The sequence below is a fragment of the Litorimonas cladophorae genome (assembly GCF_014652455.1).
GTDB lineage: Bacteria > Pseudomonadota > Alphaproteobacteria > Caulobacterales > Maricaulaceae > Litorimonas > Litorimonas cladophorae.
In genome coordinates this window covers 139,414-163,497 of the sequence record NZ_BMYV01000001.1, presented here as the reverse complement: position 1 = coordinate 163,497, position 24,084 = coordinate 139,414, and the positions used below count along the sequence as shown (strand labels likewise).

The 24,084-nt window shown below is 53.1% G+C and carries 26 protein-coding genes; 18 read left to right on the top strand and 8 right to left on the bottom strand.

The genetic code is table 11. The features are described 5' to 3' along the window. Nucleotides 1-7: 7 nt before the first annotated feature. The gene (ruvA, locus tag IE073_RS00900) at nucleotides 8-646 is read right to left on the bottom strand and encodes a Holliday junction branch migration protein RuvA (protein ID WP_189580058.1); all 639 of its coding nucleotides are present in this window, start codon (nucleotides 644-646) and stop codon (nucleotides 8-10) included. A gap of 151 nt (nucleotides 647-797) precedes the next feature. On the opposite strand from ruvA, the gene IE073_RS00895 reads away from it, so the two are divergent. After that, entirely contained in the window at nucleotides 798-1,202 is a 405-nt protein-coding gene (locus IE073_RS00895; protein WP_189580054.1) for a hypothetical protein, read from the top strand. 2 nt (nucleotides 1,203-1,204) lie between these two features. Here IE073_RS00895 and ruvC read toward each other — a convergent pair whose 3' ends face one another. Next, nucleotides 1,205-1,711, bottom strand: a complete 507-nt coding sequence (gene ruvC / locus IE073_RS00890; protein WP_189580051.1) for a crossover junction endodeoxyribonuclease RuvC — start codon at nucleotides 1,709-1,711, stop codon at nucleotides 1,205-1,207. A 139-nt stretch (nucleotides 1,712-1,850) separates the two neighbouring features. On the opposite strand from ruvC, the gene IE073_RS00885 reads away from it, so the two are divergent. Continuing rightward, nucleotides 1,851-2,648: a hypothetical protein gene (locus tag IE073_RS00885; protein ID WP_189580048.1), complete on the top strand. Its 798-nt coding sequence runs from the start codon at nucleotides 1,851-1,853 to the stop codon at nucleotides 2,646-2,648. On the opposite strand, the gene IE073_RS00880 is transcribed toward IE073_RS00885, so the two are convergent. Further along, nucleotides 2,627-3,304: a L,D-transpeptidase family protein gene (locus IE073_RS00880; RefSeq protein WP_189580045.1), complete on the bottom strand. Its 678-nt coding sequence runs from the start codon at nucleotides 3,302-3,304 to the stop codon at nucleotides 2,627-2,629. The two genes, IE073_RS00885 and IE073_RS00880, sit on opposite strands and share 22 nt — an antisense overlap. 220 nt (nucleotides 3,305-3,524) lie before the next feature. Here IE073_RS00880 and IE073_RS00875 point away from each other — a divergent pair, with 220 nt between their 5' ends. Beyond that, a complete protein-coding gene (locus IE073_RS00875) occupies nucleotides 3,525-4,190 on the top strand; it encodes a hypothetical protein (RefSeq protein WP_189580042.1) in 666 nt (221 codons plus the stop codon). Nucleotides 4,191-4,418: 228 nt separating this feature from the next. Beyond that, nucleotides 4,419-5,945: a replicative DNA helicase gene (locus IE073_RS00870; RefSeq protein ID WP_189580039.1), complete on the top strand. Its 1,527-nt coding sequence runs from the start codon at nucleotides 4,419-4,421 to the stop codon at nucleotides 5,943-5,945. A 480-nt stretch (nucleotides 5,946-6,425) separates the two neighbouring features. Here IE073_RS00870 and IE073_RS00865 read toward each other — a convergent pair whose 3' ends face one another. Then, a complete protein-coding gene (locus tag IE073_RS00865) occupies nucleotides 6,426-6,680 on the bottom strand; it encodes an accessory factor UbiK family protein (RefSeq protein WP_189580035.1) in 255 nt (84 codons plus the stop codon). 110 nt (nucleotides 6,681-6,790) lie between these two features. Between IE073_RS00865 and lgt the strand changes: the two genes are divergently transcribed. The 9 genes from lgt to IE073_RS00820 all read left to right on the top strand — a co-directional run bounded on the left by lgt (nucleotide 6,791) and on the right by IE073_RS00820 (nucleotide 16,077). After that, entirely contained in the window at nucleotides 6,791-7,723 is a 933-nt protein-coding gene (lgt, locus tag IE073_RS00860) for a prolipoprotein diacylglyceryl transferase (protein WP_189580032.1), read from the top strand. 5 nt (nucleotides 7,724-7,728) lie between these two features. Beyond that, complete coding sequence (locus IE073_RS00855; protein ID WP_189580029.1) at nucleotides 7,729-8,835, top strand: class I SAM-dependent methyltransferase; 1,107 nt, start codon at nucleotides 7,729-7,731, stop codon at nucleotides 8,833-8,835. Beyond that, nucleotides 8,832-9,575: a peptidoglycan editing factor PgeF gene (pgeF, locus tag IE073_RS00850; RefSeq protein ID WP_189580025.1), complete on the top strand. Its 744-nt coding sequence runs from the start codon at nucleotides 8,832-8,834 to the stop codon at nucleotides 9,573-9,575. Before IE073_RS00855 ends, pgeF begins: the two co-directional genes overlap by 4 nt. Before the next feature lie 66 nt (nucleotides 9,576-9,641). Further along, nucleotides 9,642-10,583, top strand: a complete 942-nt coding sequence (locus IE073_RS00845) for a ribose-phosphate pyrophosphokinase (RefSeq protein ID WP_189580022.1) — start codon at nucleotides 9,642-9,644, stop codon at nucleotides 10,581-10,583. 159 nt (nucleotides 10,584-10,742) lie between these two features. Beyond that, nucleotides 10,743-11,393 (top strand): 50S ribosomal protein L25/general stress protein Ctc, encoded by a 651-nt coding sequence (locus IE073_RS00840; RefSeq protein WP_189580019.1) that lies wholly within the window; start codon nucleotides 10,743-10,745, stop codon nucleotides 11,391-11,393. A 51-nt stretch (nucleotides 11,394-11,444) separates the two neighbouring features. Continuing rightward, nucleotides 11,445-12,017, top strand: coding sequence for an aminoacyl-tRNA hydrolase (gene pth / locus IE073_RS00835; protein ID WP_189580016.1), 573 nt, complete (start codon nucleotides 11,445-11,447; stop codon nucleotides 12,015-12,017). Between the two features lie 102 nt (nucleotides 12,018-12,119). Further along, nucleotides 12,120-13,457 (top strand): cation:proton antiporter, encoded by a 1,338-nt coding sequence (locus IE073_RS00830; protein ID WP_189580013.1) that lies wholly within the window; start codon nucleotides 12,120-12,122, stop codon nucleotides 13,455-13,457. A gap of 107 nt (nucleotides 13,458-13,564) precedes the next feature. Next, entirely contained in the window at nucleotides 13,565-13,864 is a 300-nt protein-coding gene (locus IE073_RS00825; protein ID WP_189580010.1) for a hypothetical protein, read from the top strand. A 119-nt stretch (nucleotides 13,865-13,983) separates the two neighbouring features. After that, nucleotides 13,984-16,077 carry a TonB-dependent receptor gene (locus IE073_RS00820; protein WP_189580007.1) on the top strand — a complete coding sequence of 698 codons (2,094 nt, stop codon included), beginning with the start codon at nucleotides 13,984-13,986 and terminating at the stop codon, nucleotides 16,075-16,077. Between the two features lie 2 nt (nucleotides 16,078-16,079). Here IE073_RS00820 and pyk read toward each other — a convergent pair whose 3' ends face one another. After that, complete coding sequence (gene pyk, locus IE073_RS00815) at nucleotides 16,080-17,492, bottom strand: pyruvate kinase (protein WP_189580004.1); 1,413 nt, start codon at nucleotides 17,490-17,492, stop codon at nucleotides 16,080-16,082. Between the two features lie 110 nt (nucleotides 17,493-17,602). Then, nucleotides 17,603-18,214 (bottom strand): LysM peptidoglycan-binding domain-containing protein, encoded by a 612-nt coding sequence (locus IE073_RS00810; RefSeq protein ID WP_189580001.1) that lies wholly within the window; start codon nucleotides 18,212-18,214, stop codon nucleotides 17,603-17,605. A gap of 201 nt (nucleotides 18,215-18,415) precedes the next feature. Here IE073_RS00810 and IE073_RS00805 point away from each other — a divergent pair, with 201 nt between their 5' ends. The 3 genes from IE073_RS00805 to IE073_RS00795 are packed head-to-tail and all read left to right on the top strand — an operon-like array spanning nucleotide 18,416 to nucleotide 20,968. Then, nucleotides 18,416-19,156, top strand: a complete 741-nt coding sequence (locus IE073_RS00805; RefSeq protein WP_189579997.1) for a dienelactone hydrolase family protein — start codon at nucleotides 18,416-18,418, stop codon at nucleotides 19,154-19,156. Continuing rightward, nucleotides 19,156-20,310: a ribonuclease D gene (gene rnd / locus IE073_RS00800; protein ID WP_189579994.1), complete on the top strand. Its 1,155-nt coding sequence runs from the start codon at nucleotides 19,156-19,158 to the stop codon at nucleotides 20,308-20,310. The genes IE073_RS00805 and rnd overlap by 1 nt, the downstream gene beginning before the upstream one ends. Beyond that, nucleotides 20,285-20,968: an RluA family pseudouridine synthase gene (locus tag IE073_RS00795; RefSeq protein WP_189579992.1), complete on the top strand. Its 684-nt coding sequence runs from the start codon at nucleotides 20,285-20,287 to the stop codon at nucleotides 20,966-20,968. The genes rnd and IE073_RS00795 overlap by 26 nt, the downstream gene beginning before the upstream one ends. On the opposite strand, the gene IE073_RS00790 is transcribed toward IE073_RS00795, so the two are convergent. Further along, nucleotides 20,965-22,524, bottom strand: a complete 1,560-nt coding sequence (locus tag IE073_RS00790) for a cryptochrome/photolyase family protein (protein ID WP_189583651.1) — start codon at nucleotides 22,522-22,524, stop codon at nucleotides 20,965-20,967. The genes IE073_RS00795 and IE073_RS00790 overlap by 4 nt on opposite strands. 77 nt (nucleotides 22,525-22,601) lie before the next feature. Here IE073_RS00790 and IE073_RS00785 point away from each other — a divergent pair, with 77 nt between their 5' ends. Beyond that, entirely contained in the window at nucleotides 22,602-22,751 is a 150-nt protein-coding gene (locus tag IE073_RS00785; RefSeq protein ID WP_189583649.1) for a DUF2256 domain-containing protein, read from the top strand. Beyond that, complete coding sequence (locus tag IE073_RS00780; RefSeq protein WP_189579989.1) at nucleotides 22,748-23,488, top strand: SDR family NAD(P)-dependent oxidoreductase; 741 nt, start codon at nucleotides 22,748-22,750, stop codon at nucleotides 23,486-23,488. Before IE073_RS00785 ends, IE073_RS00780 begins: the two co-directional genes overlap by 4 nt. On the opposite strand, the gene IE073_RS00775 is transcribed toward IE073_RS00780, so the two are convergent. Further along, nucleotides 23,453-24,082: a P-loop NTPase family protein gene (locus IE073_RS00775; RefSeq protein WP_189579986.1), complete on the bottom strand. Its 630-nt coding sequence runs from the start codon at nucleotides 24,080-24,082 to the stop codon at nucleotides 23,453-23,455. The two genes, IE073_RS00780 and IE073_RS00775, sit on opposite strands and share 36 nt — an antisense overlap. Nucleotides 24,083-24,084: the final 2 nt, after the last annotated feature.

Sequence of the window (24,084 nt, the reverse complement as noted above, 5' to 3'; positions counted from 1 at the left end):
GCGCGCCCTAAGTTCCCAGCTCTTTCAGAGCGGTTTTGATGAGATTGTCCAAATCTGGGTCATCGGCGAATGTACTGTAAGCTTTCGCAACGGCGCGCAAAGCGTCGCTTTGGCCAATACCCAAATTTTCCAAGGCGCTGACAGCATCATTGCGCAATCGCATATCGGATAACCCTTCGTTGCGAGTGGCCTCCCCCGGTGTCCCTGAAACAGGCGGTGTGAAAGCGGCCTGAAATCCGCGTCCGGTCGGGGCGGGCTTGCCAGAGAGTTCAATCGCGATACGGGTGGCGAGTTTCGGTCCCACGCCTGACGCGCGGGCAAAGGCGGTTTTGTCCTCTAGCGCGGCGGCACTCATGATTTCCCCAGGAGATAATATATCCAATATCGCCAGCGCCGCTTTCGGCCCGACACCTTGGACAGATTGCAATCGAACAAACCAAGCCCGCGCTTCTTCAGTAGCAAAGCCGTAAAGCGTAATAGACTGTTCGCGCACAAGTGTTTCGACATGTAGTCGTGCTGGCGTTCCTTCTTGCAGGTTTCCAAGGGTTTTGGATCCGCACTGAACGAGATAACCGATGCCGCCGCAATCGATGATGGCCTCGCCCGTTCCTGCCATCAGGCAAACACCGCTGAGCATACCAATCATAGCCAGCACTCCAGAGACGTCAGGGAATCAGTAAAACTCAACATGTTCATCGTCTAGGCTCTCCGCCGTGAAAGGCAAATATCGGGCATTCAAGTCGCGTTTGAACGCGATGTTATCCTGCGGTTAACCATATTCTTCCAAATATGAACGTATGGAACGGCAAAAAAAGACGAATCGCGCGCACTTATTAAGTCTGGCCGCTTTGGCAGGACTGGCGACAGCCTGCGCGCCCAGTCACCAAGGACAGTCTCGTTACGGTGTGGACGTCTTAGCCAACAGCTCCCAACCCGCCCTGCGCCCATCTTGTAATACATATGTCCAACCTTGCGGTGTACCGATGGGATATTACGTCGAACAATTTTCTTATGTGCCGCAGATGCCTGTGCAACCGCTGCCGCAGCCGCCAGTTGTCGTAGAGCAACCCCCTGTTGAAACGCCGCCCATATACGTCGAACCTGCTGCCCCGATTCCGGAAGTGCCGACATATACGCCTGTGGAGCCGCACTGGCCCGAGGTTGACACGCCAGCGCCGACATGGACGCCCATCCGCAAATAGAGCTAACCCGCACGGCGTGCGAGTTGCGCGACTGCGACATAGCTATTGCCATGCGTTATCGCGATGGCGAGCGCGTCAGCGGCATCGCCCGCTTTCACATGTGCACCTGGCAATAATAAATTGATCATATGGGCAACCTGCGCCTTATCCGCAGCACCTGTTCCCACGACAGATTTTTTGACCACTTTGGCTGCATATTCGCCCACATTCAGTCCATTTGTCGTCGCCGCTAAAATACAAGCGGCCCGCGCCTGACCCAATTTCAGCGCGCTCATCGCATTATCCTTCATGAAGGCCTGCTCAACCCCAGACTCAGAGGGTTTATACTCGTCAATAATTTCTGTGAGGGCTGCGAAAATGAAGTGCAGGCGCGAGGCCAAAGGTTCCTTTGCGGGCGGGCGGATGACACCATTCCCAACATGGGTCAGCTTTGATCCGGCCTTATCGATGACACCCCAGCCACAAGCCACAAGTGAGGGATCGATCCCGATGATACGCGTTACATTCATAACAGAACGTTACGTGAACAGAACGACATTGCCAAGCGTTGATTAGGTTTTGGCCACATTCCCTGAAAATCAGCACAATTCGGCCTAAGTCGTGCCTAATTCCCGCCTATTGCTGCGCCTAACCAACTTGGAGGGTAATATGAAATTTGGACATACGGTTCTGCTAACGACCATCGCGCTCACACTGACGGCCTGTGAGACAACGTCGCAATATACGTCAGGGCAAGATTATCTCGCACGCTATTCGACGACCGCAGCGCCTCAGCTGACGGGCCAGAGCTCAACAGATAACTCTGTACTCGAAATTGCGGCCGTCGAACCCGATCTACGTTTCCCTGCCCGCATCGGCTTGGCCCGGATTGGAGACTACAAACGTCTCGTCGGCGTTCCCACCGATGAAGCCCAAGCGTGGCGAGCAGCGGCGGAAACACTGGGCGTGGGATTCGGCGAGTTTATTCCTGTGTCGCCACTTGTTGCAGACATGGTTAGTGCTCATCACAAACAAGATCAGACGACCGTTATCGACCACATAAGGCGCGGTGCGGCACGGCAGCATCTCGATTATGTCATTGTTTACGAGGTCTCAGACAAAACTGAGTCCGATGGAAATGCTTTACGCCTCGCTGACCTGACCGTCTTGGGACTGTTCGTGCTCCCCAGCCGAGACTTGAAGGCCGAGGCCTCAGCAAGCGCGATCTTATTAGATGTGCGAAACGGCTATCCCTATCTGACAGGCAGCACTTTTGCTGATAAAAAGGGCATTAGTACAGTCATCGGCAAGGGTGACCGCAAAGACAAACTCCGAAATGCCGCGAGACAGGTTGCTGTGACCCAAATCGCGGAAGAGTTTGCAGGCGGGCTGCGAGACCTAAAACTGGTCGCGGACGGCGTGAAACTCGCGGAACGACGAGCGGATCAATCCGACGCGCTGAACTGATAGGTTTTCTGCGCCACTGTAACATTTGGCGGGATGCGATCCCGCTCGAACCAATCCCAGCCTGTCTTTAGGTTTTCCCAAAAGGCATGGTTGGGATTTGCACGTTGCGCTGCCAAGTTTTCTTGGGTCATCTCAAAAGGAAAGATGTGCACACGAATGAAAGACTGTCCGCCCGCAAAAGCCGCTTCGACATCGGCGTAGATGTCCTCAATCCCGTCATTTGTCATCGCATAACAGCCGATGGAAACGCATTCACCATGCACCATGAGAAAACTTCCGGTGCGGTCATGCGCACGATCATATGCGTTTGGAAAACCGAGATTGAAGGACAGGTGATAGCTTGAGTTCGGATTGAGCGATGTTGGTCGCACAAAATAAAAGCCTTCCGGCGATTGCCCGTCACCCTCCCGCAATTTCGGACCTAAAGTGCCTGACCATGTACAGATCGGAAATCTTCGGTCCAAATAGAACTTACCGTCTGGACCGCGACGCCAGGTTTCGAGGACACCTTTCCGATCTGTCTCCGTCGTTTTGATTATCCGAATAAAGAGCTCGGAGCTCATGTCAGGCGCCTCATTAATCTGAGCGGATAAAGGCGCGGCAGGCAGGCAAGCTAAGCAAATGAGAAGAGCAAAGGCGAAGAAAAGGTAGCGCATGCGCTGCCTTAGACAAGAAACACGGCGGAAAGCCAAGATGTTCAGCGTCCCAGCTCAACATGAAACACTAGATCGCCGAACCTCCGCCACATTTGGCGGCTTCGCCGCATTTCCTGCCACATTACCAAAACATTGCCGCGAAATCAGCACAAGTTGGTCCAAGCCCTGCCCTTTCTCGCCGTCATAACGGTTTCATCAACACAACTGAGAGGGCTCGACCATGAAAACACTTTTGAAAACCGCCGCTATTGCCGCCTTGATTACGGGCTTTGCCAATGCGGCGCAGGCTGGAACACCGCACGCGTTTCAAACGGATGCAGAACTGGCCATGATCGACATGGCGCCAACCCTCAACCCGCAAAATGGGTCCGCTGAAATTAGGCAGGCCGCACTTATTGAGCGCGAGAAGCTGAGCGCGAAAAGCCGTATCGCCGTCGCGCGCCTCGACGGTGGGCGGTTCATCCCAACACCCCATAATGAAGAAGCCGATTGGTCGTTTCTAAGCAAACGTATGGACGTCAATCTTGAGATGCTGACGGCTGGCGACCATTTCAAATATATTCCGGAAATCGCATTTGATGGGATCGATACAGATAACAAGATCGACGAAATTCGCCTGACCGCCGCAAATGAAGGTTACTCGCATGTGATCCTCTATGGAATGGATGCGGACGCCTATTGGTCCAGCTTTGGCGGCAAGGCTCTGTCAGAGACGGGCCTGACAGTTCATGAAGACTGTAACAGTTGGGATAAGGCCAAGGCCAAAGCCCTGCTCGTCGATGCGCACACGGGCGAGGTGCTCGGCGCGGCAAAGACGGACGATGTCACCTTTAATATCGGCTACCTCGCCGATGATATGGAACGCGTACTTAACGCCCTGACTTAGGGCTTATCCACAGAGCTATCCCCTTAGCTCACATTGAAACCGCCGGGGCGACTTCCGGTGCGGCAACCCCCAATCACCGCACCGGATGGCGGGGCATCAGGCGCGGGCCACTCTCCTCCCGCGCCTGTTTTGCATATTATCCCCAATGTTAGACTTACGCACAACGGACTATATTCCTAACGCAGTCAGTGCTATGACAAAGGCCTTCGATAACGCCTAAGGTCAGATATGGAATTTATTGCAGATAACGATTCGCATCCGGCCTATGACCAAGACGGAGGGTCGATCACCGAGCTCGACTCCACGCCACAAAGCCAAGAGGCCGAGGCCGCGCTTCTCGGTGCGTTGCTCTATGACAATGAAGTCTATCACAAAATTTCGCAGATCATTCAGGCCAAGCACTTCTATAACCCCGTCCACGTGCGTATCTTTGATGCGATCGCGCGCTTGATCGAAACGGGCCGACTCGCCGACGCAATCGTTCTCAAAAATAGATTTTCCCAAGACGAAACCCTCGTCGATATTGGCGGCGTCGAATATCTTGCGCTCCTCCTTGATAACGCACCACCGTCGTCGACGGCACCGGAGTATGCGAAACTCATCTTTGATCTCGCTATGCGACGGGAGTTGATCCGTCTATCTGACATGATCAAGGCCAACGCGACCGACCCCGACAGTGAAGCCAATGCGCAGGCTCAAATTATTGAAGCTGAAAGCCAGCTTTATAACCTCGCCGAGTTAGGCGGGACGCAGCAAGGTTTCGTAGATTTTGAAACGGCCCTCGTCGCCTCAATTGAAATGATGTCTGCGGCCTTCAGCCGAGATGGTAACCTCTCTGGCATTTCGACTGGGCTGATTGATTTGGACCGCCAACTTGGCGGTTTGCACAAGTCTGACCTGATCATTTTGGCGGGTCGTCCTTCCATGGGTAAAACCTCACTGGCAACAAACATTGCGTTTCACGTCGCGAAACATTTCAAAAAAGAGAAAGACGAGAACGGGATCGAAAAAACGGTCGATGGCGGCGTCGTTGGCTTTTTTAGCCTCGAGATGAGCTCCGAGCAGCTGGCAACACGGTTACTCGCCGAAGAATCACGCGTATCGTCCCATCACATTCGACGCGGCGACATCACCCGCGCACAATATGAGGAAATCCGTGAAGCCGCCGATAAAATCATCCAAATCCCGTTGCATATTGATGACACGGGCGGTCTGTCGATTGGGGCGCTCTCTGCGCGCGCGCGAAGGCTGAAACGTCAACGCGGTCTCGATTGTATCGTGGTTGACTATTTGCAGCTGCTAACCGGTGGCGCAGGTATGAACTCCAGCGCTAACCGCGTGCAAGAAGTCTCCATGATTACGCAGGGTCTTAAAGCCCTCGCGAAGGAACTGGACGTGCCTGTCTTGGCACTAGCCCAGCTTTCGCGTCAGGTTGAACAACGCGATGATAAACGTCCGCAGCTCTCTGACTTGCGGGAATCTGGCTCGATTGAGCAAGATGCAGATGTCGTGATGTTTGTGTTCCGTGAAGAATATTATCTGTCGCGAACAGAACCGTCAGAGGACGATGTCGCCGCCCATGAAGAATGGATGGGCAAGATGGAAAAACTACATGGTAAAGCCGAAGTCATCATCGGTAAGCAACGTCACGGCCCTATCGGCACAGTCGCCCTCTCCTTCCAGCCAAGCCTCACGAAATTTGGCAATTGGGTTGAAGAAGATTACGCGGGTGGCGGAGGCGGCAGCGCGTTCTAATCAAAATGGGACGAACCCGATCTTTCTTCGACTAATACGACCGCATCTAGCGCATTAAGGGACAGTGCGGCGTGACGAATGTCAGCGTATGGGCAGCTGTCCTTGTAAAAACGCTTAGCCGGATGACACCCGATTTTCATAGCACCGACACTTGATCCATGAACACCATAGTGGGAAATATACACGCCTATCTCACTACCGACATTTGACCTTCGCAAAATGGTCGTCGGAGTCATTCCCCCGAAGTTCCTAGCCTTTAAAGTTATCTTTCTCTTCTGAAACGCCGCGAGAATTTCGGATTCAAGCGCCCGCGTGTCCTGAGTGAATATCTCATACACAAAGAGTACTGTCGTTTCAGATTCGGGCGTTAGATCATTCACACCAAGGGATTGAGCAACGTAAGGCACCGAATATAGCGCCATGAACGCCGGGAATAAGCCCCAGAACACGCACCTAAAAAAGACCCTCAAGAGTACATGCTTACTTCTTCTTCGCCGCCGTTTTGCGTGCAGGTTTCTTCGGCGCTTTCAGCGCTTCTATTTCCAGCATTGCCGCGTCCAAACGCGCTTTCAGCACGTTAAATTCTTCACGCGAGACGAGGTCCATTTCTTGGACGAATTTCTCAGCCTGCGAGCGACCCATAGCTTTGACTTCATCGCCAACGCCCTTGATCGCGCCAACAGCATTCGTCATCAAATTGGACAAATCATCGAGGGGTTTATTCTTGCCAGTCATGTCAGGTCCTTTCGCGCCGGCCGTTTAAGAGGCCTGTTTCGCTTTGAATGAAGTTATAGCTGATGTAGGGACGCATCCAACGGTTTTCCACCATTTGAGTTCAACGCCCCATGATTCTTTCAATCATCAACGCCATTGATTTCCCAAGCTGGCTTCGAGACGATGTTTTTACGATCGGCTGGTTTTCCTTGAAATGGTATGGTTTGGCCTATGTGGTCGGCTTGTTCGGCGCTTATCTTTATGCGGTTAAGTTGTCCCAGCGACGAGATATTTGGGTGCCTGATACGCCAACGCGACTTCCAGAAATCATACCCAATGAACCTATGCTATCTGATTTGATGTTTTACGCATTGATCGGAATTATTGTCGGCGGCCGACTAGGTTATATCATCCTCTACTCACCGGAAACGTTCGTCGAAGACCCGATCCAGGTTCTCAAAGTCTGGAAAGGTGGAATGAGTTTCCACGGCGGCTTCTCTGGGGTTGTTTTCGCGGGGCTATATGCCAGCTGGCGGCACAAGGTCGATAAATTTCGGATCGGCGATATGGCCGCCGTCGGCGCACCCATCGGACTGGGCCTCGTCCGCCTCACTAACTTCATGAACCAAGAGCTGTATGGTAATTTCACCGACATGCCCTGGGGCGTAAGGTTTAACGCGGTCAACGAATACACACGAGAAAAGCTCTATGATTCCGCGGGTGAAGCGATTTTCCAAATGCCAAGACACCCGAGCCAACTTTACGAAGCCTTTCTCGAAGGCCTCGTTTTGTTTGTAATTCTTCGCGTTCTGACAGTTAAGTTTAAAGCCCTCACAAAACCTGGAATCATCTTCGGCTCTTTAACGTTTTTCTATGGTCTTTTCCGCTTTGCCGTCGAATTTGTAAGAGAACCAGATGCCGAAATGTTTGGCCCGCTCACACGTGGCATGGCCTATAGCTTACCAATGATATTCGTGGGCGCCCTGATCATTTTTTGGGCTTACCGCCGCGCACCCGTTTCGCCGAAACGTCTGCCTGACCTTGTGAAAAGCGCAAAAAAATAACTGCTATGACGGCCTCTCTCGCAGATAAAATCAAGAACCGAATCCGCGAAGCTGGACCTATGAGCGTGGCGGAATATATGACCGTCTGCTTGCTTGACCCCGTGCAAGGATATTACCCCACGCGCGATCCTCTCGGCGCAGATGGTGATTTCATCACGGCACCCGAAATCTCGCAGATGTTTGGTGAGGTCTTGGGGCTATGGTGCGTCCAGAGCTGGATTGATCTCGGCAGGCCTGAAAAATTACACCTGATCGAGTTGGGCCCCGGACGCGGCATCATGATGAGTGATATACTGCGCGCCGCGTCTTTGGACGCAGGTTTCAAAGCCGCCGTACAAGTTTGGTTGATCGAAGCCTCCGCAGCCCTTGAAGCCGTCCAAGGACGCACCCTCGCGGCAGCGGGCGTCCCTGTGCAATGGGCGTCACGCTTGGGTGATGTCCCTTTAGGCCCCAGCCTTGTCATCGGCAATGAATTCCTGGACTGCCTGCCGATACAACAATTGATCTGCAATGACCCCTTCGCAGGCAAAGGCGGCTGGGTCGAACGACGGGTCGGGTTAGACGATGAGGACAGGCTTTGTTTTGTGCGAATTGACGTCCCCGCAGCGGCGGGACTGACCCAAAATCTACCCGATGGCGCGAGTGATGCCCGCAAAGGCAACTTGTTAGAAACCTGTCCCTCCGTGGTTCAAATCGTGGATAGTCTCGCCCATCGCTTTACAGGTTTTCCCGGACGCGCCCTTTTTATCGACTACGGACCCGAAGACACGGAATTTGGCGACACGCTGCAGGCGCTTAAAAGACATGAAAAAGTCGGCGTCTTCTCTGATCCAGGCAACACCGATTTGACCGCGCGCGTTGATTTTGCGGCTCTCGCAGCGGCCGCAGAGGCCGCAGGATTGAAACCGAGTGCTGCGGTTCCGCAACGCGAGTTCCTCTCCAAATTGGGCATCGAAATGCGCGCCGTCGCGCTCACGCGGGCCAAGCCTGAGGGCAAATCGGTTATTGCCCGACAATTACACAGACTGACAGCCGATGAAGAAATGGGTGCCTTATTCAAAGCCATGTGCCTGTCTTCCACCGACCTCCCCCCGCCCTTAGGACTCCGATGACCCCACATTTCACATCTGACACCCTACCCTTTCGTCACGGTTTTTTTGGCCGCCAAGGCGGTGTCTCGGAAGGTATTTACAGCAGTCTGAACGCAGGATTGCGATCTGCCGATAATCGAGCCCATGTCGAAGAAAACCGCGCCCGTATCCGTACGGCACTTAACGCTGATTATCTCGTCAGCCTCCATCAGATCCATTCAGACCGCGTCGTCATCGCCACGGACACACCCGTTTCTGATATTGAAGCCGACGGCCTCGTCACAACTGTTCCAGGGCTCGCAATTTCGGCGCTGAGTGCAGATTGCGGTCCAGTCCTTCTCGCAGACGCAAAAGCCGGTATCATTGGGGCCTGTCATGCGGGTTGGCGCGGCGCATTGGGCGGGATCGTCGAAAGCACTGTCGCCGCCATGTGCGAAATTGGCGCGACGCCGTCAGATATTACGGCCGTGTTGGGCCCCTGTATCGGTCCGAAGAACTATGAGGTTGGTGAAGACTTTCGGGCGGAGTTTATAGATATGGATGAGGGCTACGACCGCTTTTTCCATACCCCGCCCGACGCCAAAGCGCATTTTGACCTACCCGCCTTCATCCTTTCACGCCTAGACGTGATGGGCGTTCGTGCAACGTGGACAGGGCAATGTACCTATGCCGCAACAGACGACTATTTTAGCTTTCGGCGCAATACGCATGCGGGAGAGACTGAATATGGTCGAAACTTATCCGCAATCGTATTGCCCTAATCCATAGACTCCGCAGGTACAGAACTGTAACGGACCTGTAAATCTACTCTGCACGGAACATCGGCCATGAAACTCATCAGCGGCACCGCCAATCACCCTTTGGCGAAAGGTATTGCAGATGTTCTCGACATCCCATTGACCAGCGTCGATATTGAACGCTTTCGAGATCAAGAAATTTTTGCGCGAATTAACGAAAATGTTCGGGGCGAAGATATCTTCCTGATCCAACCAACATCCGCGCCGGCCAATGACCATTTGATGGAACTTCTGATCCTGATCGACGCTCTAATGAGAGCGTCTGCGGAACGAATAACAGCGGTTATTCCTTATTTCGGATATGCACGTCAGGACCGAAAAACGGGCGGTCGGACGCCAATCTCTGCTAAATTGGTCGCCAATCTGATCGCAAAAGCGGGGGCCGATCGCGTTTTGACAGTCGACCTCCACGCGGGACAGATTCAAGGCTTCTTTGACATTCCGACGGATAACCTTTTTGGGCAACCCGTCTTTATTTCGGATATCAAAGAACAATTTTCTAAGCGCGATCGCAATAACCTCCTTTTCGTTTCCCCTGACACGGGTGGTGTGGTGCGGACACGCGCAATCGCCAAAGAGTTCAACGCCGATATTGCTATTGTCGACAAACGTCGCCCGAAAGCTGGCGAGAGTGAAGTCATGAACATCATCGGCGACGTCGCGGGTCGAAACTGCATCCTTTATGATGACATCATCGATTCGGGTGGCACGCTGTGTAACGCCGCGAAAGCCCTGAAGGATCACGGCGCGAGTTCCGTATCAGCCTATATCACCCATGGCGTGCTCTCAGACCCAGCGGTGGAGCGGATCACAAAATCTCAACTGACGGAGGTCGTTATCACGGATACGATTGCTCAGCCAAAGAAGGTCAAGGATTGCGAGAAAATCAGAGAATGCTCGACCGCGAAACTCCTTGGTGAGGCTATTCGGCGGATCGCAAATGACGAAAGTGTATCGAAACTTTTCGGCTAGACGCAGATTACACTGAAACGAACGCGCAAAGACCCTTGCGTACCTCGCGCCTATTAGCTAAAGGGCGCGGCAATAATTGATTCAGCCCGAGCACAACCGCTTCAACACTCTTGGAGCGGTTCGTTTTTTGGGCTCACACAGAAAACTAAGGCCAGTACAATGAGTGTTGTTCTCGACGTCGTCGTCCGCGAAGAAACCGGAACCGGAAATGCCCGCGAAGCCCGCCGTAATGGCATGGTTCCAGGCGTAATCTATGGTGGCGATAAAGCCCCTGTTTCCGTGGGTATCAAATTTAATGAAGTTCAAAGAGCGATCAACTCAGGACAGTTTTTGTCCAACATGATCGAGCTTTCACATGACGGCAAACCACAGAAAGTACTGACAAAAGACGTTCAGTTCCATCCTGTGACAGATATGCCTTTGCACATCGATTTCTATCGCGTGACTGAAAAAACAATCATCGACGTTGATGTTTCGGCGGTATTCGTCGGCGAAGACGTCTCCCCTGGTATGAAAGCCGGCGGCGCATTGAACGTTGTGCGTTACAACATCGAAGTAAAATGCCCAGCGGGCGCCATCCCAGAGCACATCGAAGTCGACATCTCTGGCATGGAAATTGGCGATTCCATTCACCTTTCCGAAGTCAAACTTCCAAAAGGCGTTAAACCGGGCATCGCGGACCGTGACGTAACAATCGCGACGATCGTTGCTTCCCGCACATCCAAAACAGCGGATGAAGAAGCAGATGACGCGGCTGCCGCCGAAGCCGCTGGTGGCGATGCTGCTGCTGCCGAAGGCGCAGAAGGCTAGTTGCTTTCTTTCCTGCGACGGCTGACTTCTCGCCGAACGGAGGATAATATCATGGAAATCTGGTGCGGCCTCGGTAACCCCGGGGCCAAATATCATGGCAATCGCCATAACATCGGTTTCTTGGTCCTCGACGCGCTTGCCGAGGACTATAACTTCCCCGCTTGGAAGTCTCAATTCAAAGGTCTGACCACCACTGGCCTCATCGGCGGACGAAAAGTCCTCCTCCTGAAACCCTCGACATTTATGAATGAAAGCGGCCAGGCCGTCCAAGCCGCGCTCTCTTTTTATAAATTAAGCTTGTCGGAGCTGACCGTTTTGCATGATGAGCTAGATCTCGCTCCGGGCAAGTTTCGTGTAAAAACGGGTGGCGGACTGGCGGGTCATAACGGTCTCCGCTCTATCAATAAGCTCTGCGGCGGGCCAGACTTCCACCGTATCCGGCTTGGAATCGGTCACCCTGGTCATAAAGACCGTGTGGCAGGCTATGTCCTGTCTGACTTTTCCAGAGACGAAGTCGACGTCCGAGATGACATGATCAATGGGTTCAGCAAGCACGCGGCTCTATTAGCCGAAGGAAAGCGCGACCTGTTCCAGACCCGCGTGACGGAGTATATTGCGCGCTAGCGAGATTTAGCTTTTCGCGTCCGCCCAATTCCCCAGACATTCTGTACCCCGTCTTTGTTGCGAAACTCTTGCCTCTACGCGCAGAGACGTTAGGACGAGTTTATGTTATCACTTTTTGAAATCGCCGCTCTTCTTCTCGTCTTGTCGGCTGGGTTATCGTGGGTCAATCGCGCCTATCTAAAACTGCCGCACACGATCGGGCTGCTCGTCATGGCGCTGTTTACCAGCTTCATCTTGATGGCACTGGAGGCAATGGTCCCTAACCTCGGTCTAACAGACTCTGTCCAGTCTGCATTAGGGCAAATCGATTTCAATGAGACCCTGATGAAAGGGATGCTGGGCTTCCTGCTCTTCGCGGGGGCTCTGCATGTCGACCTCGGCAAGTTGCGCGCCTCTAAGTGGGCGATTGGATCTATGGCGACCTTTGGCGTTGTACTGTCCACTTTTATCGTCGGCACGGGGTTTTGGGGCCTCGCGAAGGTTTTCGGTATAGACCTCCCCTTCATCTGGGCCCTTGTATTTGGGTCATTGATCAGCCCGACCGACCCGATTGCTGTTCTTTCCATTTTGAAGACAGTCAAAATGCCAAAGTCGTTAGAGACAAAAATTGCGGGCGAAAGCTTGTTCAATGATGGCGTTGGCGTTGTGGTTTTCACACTTATATTGGCCATCGCAACGGGCGGTGCAGGTGCACATGCCATGTTTGGAGAGTTCCAACTCGCAGGTCCGATCATGGCGGCCGCGCCTGCCGGTGGCGCGATCGGAATCTTGGATGTCATCGAACTTTTCGTCGTGGACGCTTTAGGCGGCGCCATACTTGGCGCGCTTGCAGGATGGATCACCTATAGAATGATGGCGCGTATCGATGAACATGCGATTGAAATCCTAATCAGCTTAGCCTGTGTCGCAGGAACATATGCGCTCGCGCAACGCATTGAGATCCTAGGACATCACCTTTCAGGCCCCATCGCCGTCGTTGTTGCTGGTTTGATGATTGGCAATAAAGGTGCGAGCGTCGCGATGAGTGAGCATACGCAACAATATCTCTTTGGCTTCTGGGAGATGATTGATGAGATTTTGAACTCCGTTTTGTTCCTATTAATCGGTCTAGAAATTCTCGTGCTTGGCCTCGTGCCAGAATACGCTTTCATCGGCGCGGTCGCCATTCCTCTAGTTCTTTTGGCCCGCCTCTGCGCCGTTTACGTTCCGATGAAAGTGATCGGCACTTTCAAGACCTTCACAAAGGGCGCCGTTCCTGTCCTGACCTGGGGCGGTGTGCGCGGTGGTATCTCTGTGGCGCTCGCTCTGTCCCTGCCAGATAATGAGTATAAGCCGCTGATCCTGACCGCGACCTATGCCGTCGTTGTCTTCTCGATTATTGTGCAAGGCCTCACAATCAAGAAACTTGTCGAGAGCCAGGTCGATACGTCGGTATCGTAAACATTCGACCTTCCCACCAACGAAGGCAACTTGGGCCGAATAACGAAACTGTGATTCCGAAAAATTGGAATTGCCTCAAACCGAATTAGCGTTATAGGATAACACTCATGACGCGCGCCACGCTCATAAAGACCATTTGGGTCCTCTTCATGTCCCTGTTCCTATCGGTGCAAGGCCTGTCGCAAGCTCATGCCGCGGCAAATGGTGGAACTGAACATAAACATGAAGGGGTTATTTGTGCAGTCGCGCTCGTCGCCGCTGAACAAACAGCGCTAACGCCGCCCCTTCCTTTTGCCTCCCCGCCGGAAATTGCACAAACTCCGCTATGGCAGCCCCTGGTCGAGCGCAACTTGCCACGCACCTTCGACGGACGTGCACCACCGCCCCGCGCCCCCCCGACACTCTAAAAACCCCTAACGCCTCACCGTTGCTCTCTAGCCATCGGTCTTTTTGTGTTTTCCTTCGACCCCTAAGTTCCAAACTGAAGTTTGCTAAACTTGGGCGTCGCCCTAAAATGAGTGTTTCCATGTCACGTTTTTCGACTAGCCTTTTGGCCTCCGCCTTGTTCCTCCCTGCCTTCGCACACGCGCAAACGCCGTCTGATGAAGATATCATTATCGTCACTGCATCTCCGCTGGATCGCTCAATTGATGAAGCGATTACGGGTCAATCTGTCTTAGCTGGCGATGCCTTACAGGATCGCTTAGCCGGCACGCTTGGCGAAACTCTGAAACTTGAACCCGGCGTTTCTTCGACAAGTTTTGGTGCAGGCGCGTCACGCCCCATCATTCGCGGTCAAGGCGGCGATCGTGTCCGTATTTTGACCAATGGCATCGGTTCCATCGATGCCTCCAGCGCCTCCCCCGATCACGCCGTTGCCGTTGAACCTGCCCAAGCGGAGCGCATCGAAGTTCTACGCGGCGCAGCACTTCTACGTTACGGTAGCTCTGGCGCAGGTGGCGTCGTCAATACAATTGATGGGCGTATACCAACTGAATTTCCTGACGGCCAAACGGATGCTGCTATCCGGATCGGCGCCAGCACCGTTGACGCAGGTTCAGAGGCCGCTGCCTCGCTGGATCAGCGCGTCGGCGATTTCGTCCTCCATTTGGATGCCACACGGCGAGAAGCTGGAGATTACCGCATCCCCGTTGAGGGCGAAAGCCGCGTGCTACTTGCGGAAGAAGGCGAAGAAGTTCCCTCCGATTTCGACGAAGATCGCCGCTTAGACAACAGCTTCGCCCGCTCGAACAGTGTAACGGGTGGCCTTTCTTACATCGGCGATAGGGGGTTCATCGGAATTGCCGTCCACGATTTTAACACGACCTATGGCGTCCCCGGTGGACATGGTCATGGAGACGAAGAACACGGTGATGAAGACGATCATGATGATGAAGAGGGTCATGATGACGACCACGATCATGAAGAAGAAGAGGAAGAAGGCGGCGTAACGATCAAGCTCGATCAGCAACGGATCGACTTTAACGCGGGATGGGAATTTGATGGCCCGATTGAACGCGTCCAAGCCTTTGGCGGCATAGCGCAATATCGTCATACGGAAATAGAGGGTGATGGCGAAGTCGGTACCGTCTTCAAGAATGACGGATACGAAATTCGCGTAGAAGCCATCCAAGCCGAGAAAGAGATCGGTATTGGAAACTGGCGCGCCGCGCATGGTGTACAATATCGCGAGCGTGACTTTTCTGCTGTCGGAGAAGAAGCTTTCGTTCCCCCTACCCTGACCCAACAACTTGGGGCTTACACCTTCCATGAAGTTGAAATTGGAAAAGGCCATATCGAAGCGGCTGCACGTTTTGAACGAACGGATCAGCAGGACCGCTTTGCAGGCACAGATAAGAGCTTCGATCTGTTTAGCGTCAGTGGCGGCGGTGACCTGCATGTCACTGATGCCGTTAGAATTGGCGGCACTGTATTTAGAACTGAACGTGCGCCCACAACCGAAGAGTTATTTTCTAATGGCCCCCATCTCGCGACCTCGCAGTTTGAGAGAGGTGACGCGACACTTGGGAAAGAAGTCGCGACCGGGGTCGAGGCCGCGATCCGTCACCGCGAGAACGGGCACAACCTGACGCTCAATCTCTTCTACACGGATTACACGGACTACATTTTCGATACAGCCATCGGTGACGAAGAAGACGGTCTACCTGTCTTTCAGTTCACCGCAGAGGATGCAGAATTTTACGGATTTGAGGCCGTCGGTGAGACGGAGATAACACGGGTTGGTGGATTTGATGTCTCCGCTGATGCATTGGTCGAATATGTTCGGGCCAAAACAGCCACTGGAAACTTGCCTCGAATTCCCCTGCTCTCGGTTCTTTCAGGAATCGAAGCAGAAAGTGATCGCATCACTTTGCGGGCGGAATGGGAACATGTTGTCGAAGCCAATGATTTGGCTGCATTTGAGCTGCCGACAGAGGACTATGATCTGGTCAACGCCTTCGTAACTTGGAAGGCGCCGGTCGACGCGCAAGACGTAGAATTACGGCTCTCGGTTCTGAACATCTTCGATGCAGAAGCCCGTCAACATACGAGCTTCCTCAAAGATTTAGTGCCACTTCCTGGGCGCAATATTCGGTTTTCGATAAGCGCTAAACTCTAGGGCTATTTCACCTTTGAGATATTTAGGGTGTTGGTTGTACCCGGCACCCCAAATGGCAAACCGGCGGAAATCAAAACTGTGTCGCCGGTTTCCAAACCAACATGATCTTTCGCGATGTCGCTGACACGCTGCATCATATCGTCAAAGTCGGCGGGATCGGTCGTCACGATTGGCATAACACCCCAGCTCAGCGCGAGCCGCGACGCAGTGCGCATTTTCGGGGTTAATCCGACAATGCGGCACGGTGGCCGTTCGCGGCTAATACGCTGCACGGTGGAGCCCGTCATGGTGTAACCCAGCACGGCCTTGGCATTTAATTTCGTCGCAATACCGCGAACGGCACCTGAAATCGCATCTTCGGCCGTGGCTTCGTAAGGCAATTGAACAGATTCAAAATATTCCCAATAAATCGGATCTCGCTCTGCCGCGCCAATAATACGGTCCATAATTGCAACGGCTGTGGCCGGGTGACGCCCTACGGCCGTCTCAGCTGACAGCATCACAGAGTCTGCGCCTTGATAAATTGCGGTCGCGACATCGGAAGCTTCGGCCCGCGTGGGGGTTGGCGCGTCGATCATGGACTCCAACATGTGTGTGGCAACAATGACAGGCTTACCCAAGGCGCGGCATTTGCGAATAATGCGGCGTTGTACAATGGGTACATCTTCCAAAGGCAATTCGACGCCCAAATCGCCGCGCGCGACCATCGCCGCGTCAGCCATTATGAGGATCGAGTCGAGATCTTCGACGGCAGAGGGCTTCTCGATTTTCACGATAATACCAGCTTGGTCACCAATGATCGCACGGGCGTCGCGCACGTCTTGAGACGATTGCACAAAAGACAAAGCGATATAATCGACCTCTTGGCTCAGTGCGAACGCCATATCAACGCGGTCTTTGTCCGTCATCGCAGACATAGGCAAAACCGTGTTGACCACGTTAATGCCTTTTCGCTCGGAGAGCATTCCGGGAACATCGACACGCGCTTTGGCGGCCGTTCCATCATTTGACAAAACAGTGACTTGTAACTTGCCATCATCAAATTTGAGGATTGTGCCCTCAACCATTGCATTCATCAGCTCAGGATGGGGCATTATGATCAGCCCTGCGCGACCAGGCTCCCTGCCCTGACGAATTTCAACTGTCTCGCCGTATTGGAGCTCAATATTGCCGTCTTCAAATGTACCACAGCGCAGCTTTGGACCTTGCATATCCGCGACGATGCAGATGGGTGTGCCTGTGTCTTTTTCGATCGCGCGGATCGCTTTTACGCTCTCGGCGTGGTCTTCATGGGAGCCGTGGCTAAAGTTCAGTCTGAACGCATCCACGCCCACATCATGCAGAAGGCGCAGCGTATCTGGCGCTCGGCTCGCAGGACCGATCGTGGCGAGAATTTTAGCGTAACGATTGCGCATAGAGCGACTCCTTTAATCTGGCGCTGTTTAGCGCCTGAAGTCACCAAAATCACATCTTATTTGCGAGAAACTTTAGACGCGAGAGGCCACCCGCTTTAACGCAAGAATTGCTAGCAGACGGGTGCAGGCAATGTCAGAGTTTGACCAATTTTGATGCCATAATCAGCCGGAAGATTGTTCATCGACTGGATAACCTTCACGCCGACACAAGTTTTGCGCGACAAGCTATAGACTGTGTCGCCAGGCTCTACAGTGTAGGACTGGCTCGAACCAGACATGACGCGGACACTGTCAGAAAACTGTGACGGAGCCACTGCGGTATCAGCGACGATTAAGTTGCGGCTATGGTCATAGTCAATCGGCGTTCCCGCTGTCGCGATTTGTGCGGTAGCCGTCGATTCAGGCACGGGCATCTGCGGTGCGGCGTACGGCTGAACATTCGCTTGTGCGGTCGCTTGCCGATCGGCCTGCATCGCCATGTAACCTGGCGTACCGCTGACATCGCGTGATGCATAAGCCGAATCAGTGGGCGCCATAGCAGGGGCCTCGTAGGTCGCCGCAACTGATTGTGCGACTGGGACTTCTGTCGTCGTCGCATATTGGTGCGTGGCCGCCGTATCGCCCTCATATCGGCTGGAAAACTCGTAATTTGGATTTTCCTGTGTCGTGAGACAACCTGCCAAAAGGGCAGCGGAAAGGGATGTAAGTAAAAGCGCGCGCATGACAGGCCTCCTTGAAAGACTGGCCCGCAGGGTCGTCGCTTATGGCTAATTTTCCGTTAAGAAGACTACCGCGTATCCGACTCCTGTTCGCAGAACCGCCCTAAACTGTGACAGGTCAGGATTAGGGTTGAAAATCAGGGTAAAAAACAGCACACAACGCGAAATTCCCCCGACACATAATCCACTGTGGAGAGAGACAAGATGAACATTAAAACCCGCCCCGTTGAGTACAAAGACGGTAAAACGACTTGCATTGGCTATTTGGCTTGGGACGATAACCGCGCTGATCCATTACCTTGCGTATTGGTAAACCATGCCTGGGCGGGCATGGATGATTTCGCGATGGATAAAGCCGTTCAAATGGCTGCGCTCGGATATGTCGGTTTCGCGCTAGATAACTACGGAAATGGAGTGCGTCCTGAAACGACAGAGGAATGTGCTGCGATGATGACTCCTTTGCGAGAAGATCGTGCCACCCTTCTGAAACGGCTGAAAGCTGGCTACAAAGCCGCTGCTAAATTAGACGAAGTTGACGAAACCCACATGGCCGCGATCGGCTTTTGCTTTGGGGGTCTTTGTACACTTGATATGGCGCGCGCAGGTCTAGACCTTCACGCCGCGGTTTCATTTCACGGACTCTTGGATGCTCCCGAAGGTTTGCCAAAGAAAAAGTGCAAAGCCAGCGTTTTAGTCTGTCATGGATGGGATGACCCGATGGCCACCCCAGACATGGTCAAAAGCTTTGGCGCAGAAATGGCTGAAAAAAATTGCGATTGGCAACTTCATGCTTATGGCAATGTTCTCCATGGTTTCATGAATCCTGCGGCGAATAATAAAGACATGGGCATCATTTATAACGAATTAGCCGCACAACGTGCGACAAACGCGATGCTCGACCTCTTAAGCGAGAAATTCGCCTTACATGGAACACACACCGCCTGATGAATATTATCCGCGATACAGATAGCCTTCGGGCATTTTGCGACACAGCCAGAAACCAAGATTTCGTCTGTATTGATACGGAGTTCATGCGCGAGAGCACGTTCTTTTCTATCCTCTGCCTTGTTCAGATTGCGACGTCTGAAGACGAAGCTATTGTAGACCCATTAGCGGACGGCATAGACCTTACGCCGCTCAAAGAGCTTCTAATGGATGAGAGCGTCACCAATGTCTTGCATGCCGCACGGCAGGATATGGAAATCTTTTACCGGATTTGTGGCGCCGTCCCCGGCCCAACATTCGATACGCAGATCGCGGGTATGGCGCTAGGCTTGGGCGACAGTGCTGGCTATGGTGCATTGGTCAAAGACCGGTTGGACATTAACTTGGATAAAGGCGCCCGCTTCACAGATTGGTCGCGTCGCCCTCTCTCAGAAAAACAACTGTCTTACGCAATGGCTGACGTCACCCATCTACGCGATCTCTATCCAGATGTTCTCACCGAGCTGGAAGAAAAAGGTCGACTCGACTGGGTTATGCAAGAGATGGAGCAGCACTCGCAAGAGGACCTCTACACTTTTGAACCTGAAGAAGCTTGGCAACGTTTGAAGCTGCGAGGCAATAAGAAGCACTACCTAGCATCGCTTAAAGCCGCGGCGTCTTGGCGAGAGCGTCAAGCCATCAAGAAAGACATTCCACGTCGTCGCGTTTTGAAAGATGACGCGATCTACGATTTGGCGCAGCAACGCCCACGCACCATAGATGCCCTTGCGAAACTTCGGGGTATTCCACGAGGATTTGAGAAGTCATCTTCCGCAAAGGAACTCGTCGAAAGTATCGGAGCCGCAATTGACAATGCAGATGATTACGCGCCGCCCGCACCGAAAACAAAACATATGCCGCCGTCACTCGGCCCACGCATTGAGATGCTAAAGACCCTCTTGCGACTGCGCACAGAAGTTGAAGGTATCGCGACGCGACTCGTGGCCAATGCGCGCGATATCGAGCAATTGGCAGCCTTTGGCGAGGCGGCCGACATTGACGCGCTCAAAGGCTGGCGACGCGAGATTTTTGGTCAAGATGCGTTGGATATGTTGCGCGGCCACATTGCCCTACGTCTGGAGGGCGAAGATGTCGTCGCCGAAAGACTGGACTGATTTACCTGAACGGCGGGCTTTCACTTATGACCCGCCGAACGATCCGCTAAAAATTCTTCACACCGATGATGATTTGCTTGTGATTGATAAGCCTTCTGGGCTTTTATCAGTTCCGGGACGCGATAATCCTGACAGCGCGCAAACTCGCCTTCTAGATCTTCACCCTGAGAGCCTTTTGGTTCACCGCCTAGATATGGCGACATCAGGCTTGATGGTCTTTGCGCGCAACAAAACGGCGCAGCGACATTTAGGGCTACAATTTGAACGGCGACATACCACCAAGACCTATATCGCCCGTGTCGCGGGTCACGTAGACGGCCAAAGCGGTCGGATTAATCAGCCGCTTATCGCGGATTGGCCCAATCGGCCGCGCCAAATGGTGAGCTGGGAACATGGCAAACCTAGCATCACAGATTGGGAGGTTATCGCGCGCGAAGAGACGGCTACGCGTCTTGCCCTTCATCCCATAACAGGCCGCAGTCACCAATTGCGGGTCCATTGTTGGGCGATGGGGCATCCGATTTTGGGCGACCGAATCTATGCTGTCGATGTGATATTCAATGCGGCGCCACGTCTACAGCTTCATGCTTGGAAACTGGGGCTACGGCATCCCAGAGACGGGTCGCATATTCATTTTGAAGCCGCTTGTCCGTTCTAGAGATAGTCTTCTGACTTGGATGTCGACAGGCCGTTCAAAAAGCTATCGGCTTGATCCATCAACTCATGCCTGACGTCATCCTCCATTTTTTCCAGATTTCGGTACGGCATGGCAAGGCGGTTATTGCCGCGCAAAGTGTCGGCGTTGCGATCCAAGAAATGCCAGTATAACGCATTGAACGGACAAGCATCTTCGCCCACGCGCTTTTTCACATCGTATTTACAAGACCCGCAATAGTCGCTCATGCGGTTAATATAGGCTCCGGACGAGGCATAGGGCTTCGACCCCAACATCCCGCCATCACCAAATTGACTCATGCCTAAAGTATTGGGCAACTCGACCCATTCAAAAGCGTCCAAATAGACCGCCAGATACCATTCGTGCACGGCAAATGGATCAGCCCCGATCAGCAGAGCAAAATTTCCCGTAATCATTAAGCGTTGAATGTGATGGGCGTAGGCGTGCTCTATGGTCTGCCCAATACTCTGCGACAGGCAATTCAAATCTGTTTCCCCTGTCCAGTAAAAATCAGGCAGAGGCCGTGTCGCATTCAAATGATTGCGGTCAATATAGTCGGGCATATCCAGCCAATAGATGCCGCGCACATATTCCCGCCAGCCGATAATCTGTCTAATATAGCCTTCCGCCGCGTTGAGGGGCGCATCACCCGCCAGGTAACGCGTCTCTACGGCTCGACAGATTTCGAGGGGTCCCAATAATCCGACATTCAGGTAAGGCGAAAGTAGCGAATGAAACAAGAAGCTCTCGCCGCCCACCATCGCATCTTGGTAGTCCCCAAAGCGTTCCAAACCATAGTCGAGAAAATAATCCAGCGCCTCTAGCGCTCCGTCGCGCGTTACCGCCCAAAAGAACCCATCGGCACTGCCCATGCGCGAAGCGAAGGATGTTTTGACCATTTCAATCACGTCTTGCGTGATAGCGTCGGGTTGAAAACGGAGCGGTTCCGGGAACTTCAAATCTGATTTAGGCGGCTTCCGATTCTCTTTATCGTAATTCCATTTCCCGCCTTCGGGTTTATCGCCATCCATCAACAAGTTCGTTTTGCGACGCATATCACGATAAAAATATTCCATTCGGAACTGTTTCCGACCATCCGCCCAAGACGCGAATTCTTCTTTCGTCGCGATAAAACGGTCGTCAAAAGTAATAGACACCGGCAAGTCCAGCGCCGCTTCCCAGCCTTTAACAAGCTCTAACACCCGATACACGGATGGCTCACACACCCGAACCATTTCCGTACCATGGCGTTTTACGGCGCGTCTGACCTCGCCCGTGAAATCGCCTGTATTTTCGGGATCGGTCATTTCAACGTAATCAACAGTCCAACCTGCCTCTCGCAATTCCTTGGCAAAGTGGCGCATGGCGGAAAAAAGGAAGATCAGCTTTGTGCGGTGATGGGGAACGGACTTCGCTTCGGCAGCGACTTCCATCATCAACACGACTGCATTTTCTTGGTCGGAGGCCGCCAGACTAGAAAGACCGTGGCTAAGTTGATCGGCAAATATTGGAATGAGTGTTTTGGACATGACTTTCATACGCATAGGTCAGCTTAGAGTTCTAAATCTTCCACGTGAATATTGCGCCAATGATCAAACCCGTGCGTAGAGAATACATGGCCCACAAGAAAACAAACCTGCCGACCAAAACCTGCCCTGTCTGCGACAAGCCTTTTGCTTGGCGCAAGAAATGGGAACGTGTGTGGGACGAGGTTAAATATTGCAGCGAGCGATGCCGCCGCGCCAGCAAAGGAAAATCATCATGAAATTTGAAAGTTTCGGCGAAAATCTCCGCGTTGTCGTGATCGGCAGCTCTGGTGGGATTGGTGCAGCGATGGTCGAGCAATTGGTCGACAGCCCACAAGTCGCACGTATTCATGCCCTCTCACGCGGTGGCCGCAGTCACCCCTCACCGAAAGTCGCCAATTTGACATTCGACTTCACAGATGAAGACAGCCTCATTGCGGCCGCGCAAGCGCTACAAGAAGTCAAACCTTTCGATATGATTCTCGTCGCGACAGGGTTGTTGCAAGGCGACGGTATCACGCCAGAAAAAAACTTGCGCGCGCTGTCGCATGAGGGTTTCGCAAAAAGCTTTGCGATCAACACCACTGGCCCAGCAATGAGTGCGAAATATTTTGTGCCTTTACTCCGCCGCGATTCAAAAGCTGTTTTTGCAGCGCTGTCAGCACGGGTGGGAAGTATTTCCGATAATAGATTGGGCGGCTGGTATGCTTATCGCGCCTCAAAAGCCGCGCTGAATATGGTTCTCAAAACCATGTCGATTGAGATCGGTCGACGGTTTACAGATCAAATCATTGTCGGCCTTCACCCAGGTACGGTCGACACCAATTTGTCCAAACCCTTCCAAGGCAATGTCCCCGAAGACAAACTCTTCACAGCGGCGTTCTCCGCCGAAAAATTGCTGGGCGTCATCGACGGTCTATCCCCGACCGATAGCGGAAATCTATTCGATTGGGCTGGCGAACAAGTCACTTTCTGAGCGTTGCCGCAGGTATTTAGCGACAAAGGCTTTCGTCAGATCGGCTTTGGTCACGCCAGCGGCGATGTCCAGCTCATGAACAAGCTCGCGTAGAACATCGACAGACCGCTCTGTTCGACCCAGAACATACGTCACAACATCCTGCCCTACTGTGCGCCCAACCTGTTCGAAGAGTTCACGCAAGATGGGCTCGAGCGACTCCTCGTCATGCTCGCTCAATGTGATTGTCGGCATGGCGTTAAGGCGTGATTTCAAATCGGGCAGGCTCACACCCCATTGCGTTGGGGGAAGATGACTGGCCAAGAGCAACCCAGAAGTTTGCCCCGCCAGCGCGCGGTTAATCGCGTCAAAGAGCTCTGCCTCATCCATTAAATGCGCATCATCGAAGAACTCGCCTGCGTAGCGTGACTGCCACGCTTGGCCGAGGTGAGATTTTCCAGAGCCTGTCGGCCCCAACATCAAAAGAGCCGCACTCGTCCAGCGTTCACGGGCCCGCAACATGGCGACTGCGGCCTGATTAGACGCGGCGACCTGAAAGTTAGAGAAACTAGGCTGGGCCTTAGGTCGCAAGTTCAGCGGAATTTGAGACATCATGC

Coding starts and splice junctions, on each gene's coding strand:
- ruvA (WP_189580058.1), bottom strand. CDS start 646: ATGATTGGTATGCTCAGCGGTGTTTGCCTGATGGCAGGAACGGGCGAG.
- IE073_RS00895 (WP_189580054.1), top strand. CDS start 798: ATGGAACGGCAAAAAAAGACGAATCGCGCGCACTTATTAAGTCTGGCC.
- ruvC (WP_189580051.1), bottom strand. CDS start 1,711: ATGAATGTAACGCGTATCATCGGGATCGATCCCTCACTTGTGGCTTGT.
- IE073_RS00885 (WP_189580048.1), top strand. CDS start 1,851: ATGAAATTTGGACATACGGTTCTGCTAACGACCATCGCGCTCACACTG.
- IE073_RS00880 (WP_189580045.1), bottom strand. CDS start 3,304: ATGCGCTACCTTTTCTTCGCCTTTGCTCTTCTCATTTGCTTAGCTTGC.
- IE073_RS00875 (WP_189580042.1), top strand. CDS start 3,525: ATGAAAACACTTTTGAAAACCGCCGCTATTGCCGCCTTGATTACGGGC.
- IE073_RS00870 (WP_189580039.1), top strand. CDS start 4,419: ATGGAATTTATTGCAGATAACGATTCGCATCCGGCCTATGACCAAGAC.
- IE073_RS00865 (WP_189580035.1), bottom strand. CDS start 6,680: ATGACTGGCAAGAATAAACCCCTCGATGATTTGTCCAATTTGATGACG.
- lgt (WP_189580032.1), top strand. CDS start 6,791: ATGATTCTTTCAATCATCAACGCCATTGATTTCCCAAGCTGGCTTCGA.
- IE073_RS00855 (WP_189580029.1), top strand. CDS start 7,729: ATGACGGCCTCTCTCGCAGATAAAATCAAGAACCGAATCCGCGAAGCT.
- pgeF (WP_189580025.1), top strand. CDS start 8,832: ATGACCCCACATTTCACATCTGACACCCTACCCTTTCGTCACGGTTTT.
- IE073_RS00845 (WP_189580022.1), top strand. CDS start 9,642: ATGAAACTCATCAGCGGCACCGCCAATCACCCTTTGGCGAAAGGTATT.
- IE073_RS00840 (WP_189580019.1), top strand. CDS start 10,743: ATGAGTGTTGTTCTCGACGTCGTCGTCCGCGAAGAAACCGGAACCGGA.
- pth (WP_189580016.1), top strand. CDS start 11,445: ATGGAAATCTGGTGCGGCCTCGGTAACCCCGGGGCCAAATATCATGGC.
- IE073_RS00830 (WP_189580013.1), top strand. CDS start 12,120: ATGTTATCACTTTTTGAAATCGCCGCTCTTCTTCTCGTCTTGTCGGCT.
- IE073_RS00825 (WP_189580010.1), top strand. CDS start 13,565: ATGACGCGCGCCACGCTCATAAAGACCATTTGGGTCCTCTTCATGTCC.
- IE073_RS00820 (WP_189580007.1), top strand. CDS start 13,984: ATGTCACGTTTTTCGACTAGCCTTTTGGCCTCCGCCTTGTTCCTCCCT.
- pyk (WP_189580004.1), bottom strand. CDS start 17,492: ATGCGCAATCGTTACGCTAAAATTCTCGCCACGATCGGTCCTGCGAGC.
- IE073_RS00810 (WP_189580001.1), bottom strand. CDS start 18,214: ATGCGCGCGCTTTTACTTACATCCCTTTCCGCTGCCCTTTTGGCAGGT.
- IE073_RS00805 (WP_189579997.1), top strand. CDS start 18,416: ATGAACATTAAAACCCGCCCCGTTGAGTACAAAGACGGTAAAACGACT.
- rnd (WP_189579994.1), top strand. CDS start 19,156: ATGAATATTATCCGCGATACAGATAGCCTTCGGGCATTTTGCGACACA.
- IE073_RS00795 (WP_189579992.1), top strand. CDS start 20,285: ATGTCGTCGCCGAAAGACTGGACTGATTTACCTGAACGGCGGGCTTTC.
- IE073_RS00790 (WP_189583651.1), bottom strand. CDS start 22,524: ATGAAAGTCATGTCCAAAACACTCATTCCAATATTTGCCGATCAACTT.
- IE073_RS00785 (WP_189583649.1), top strand. CDS start 22,602: ATGGCCCACAAGAAAACAAACCTGCCGACCAAAACCTGCCCTGTCTGC.
- IE073_RS00780 (WP_189579989.1), top strand. CDS start 22,748: ATGAAATTTGAAAGTTTCGGCGAAAATCTCCGCGTTGTCGTGATCGGC.
- IE073_RS00775 (WP_189579986.1), bottom strand. CDS start 24,082: ATGATGTCTCAAATTCCGCTGAACTTGCGACCTAAGGCCCAGCCTAGT.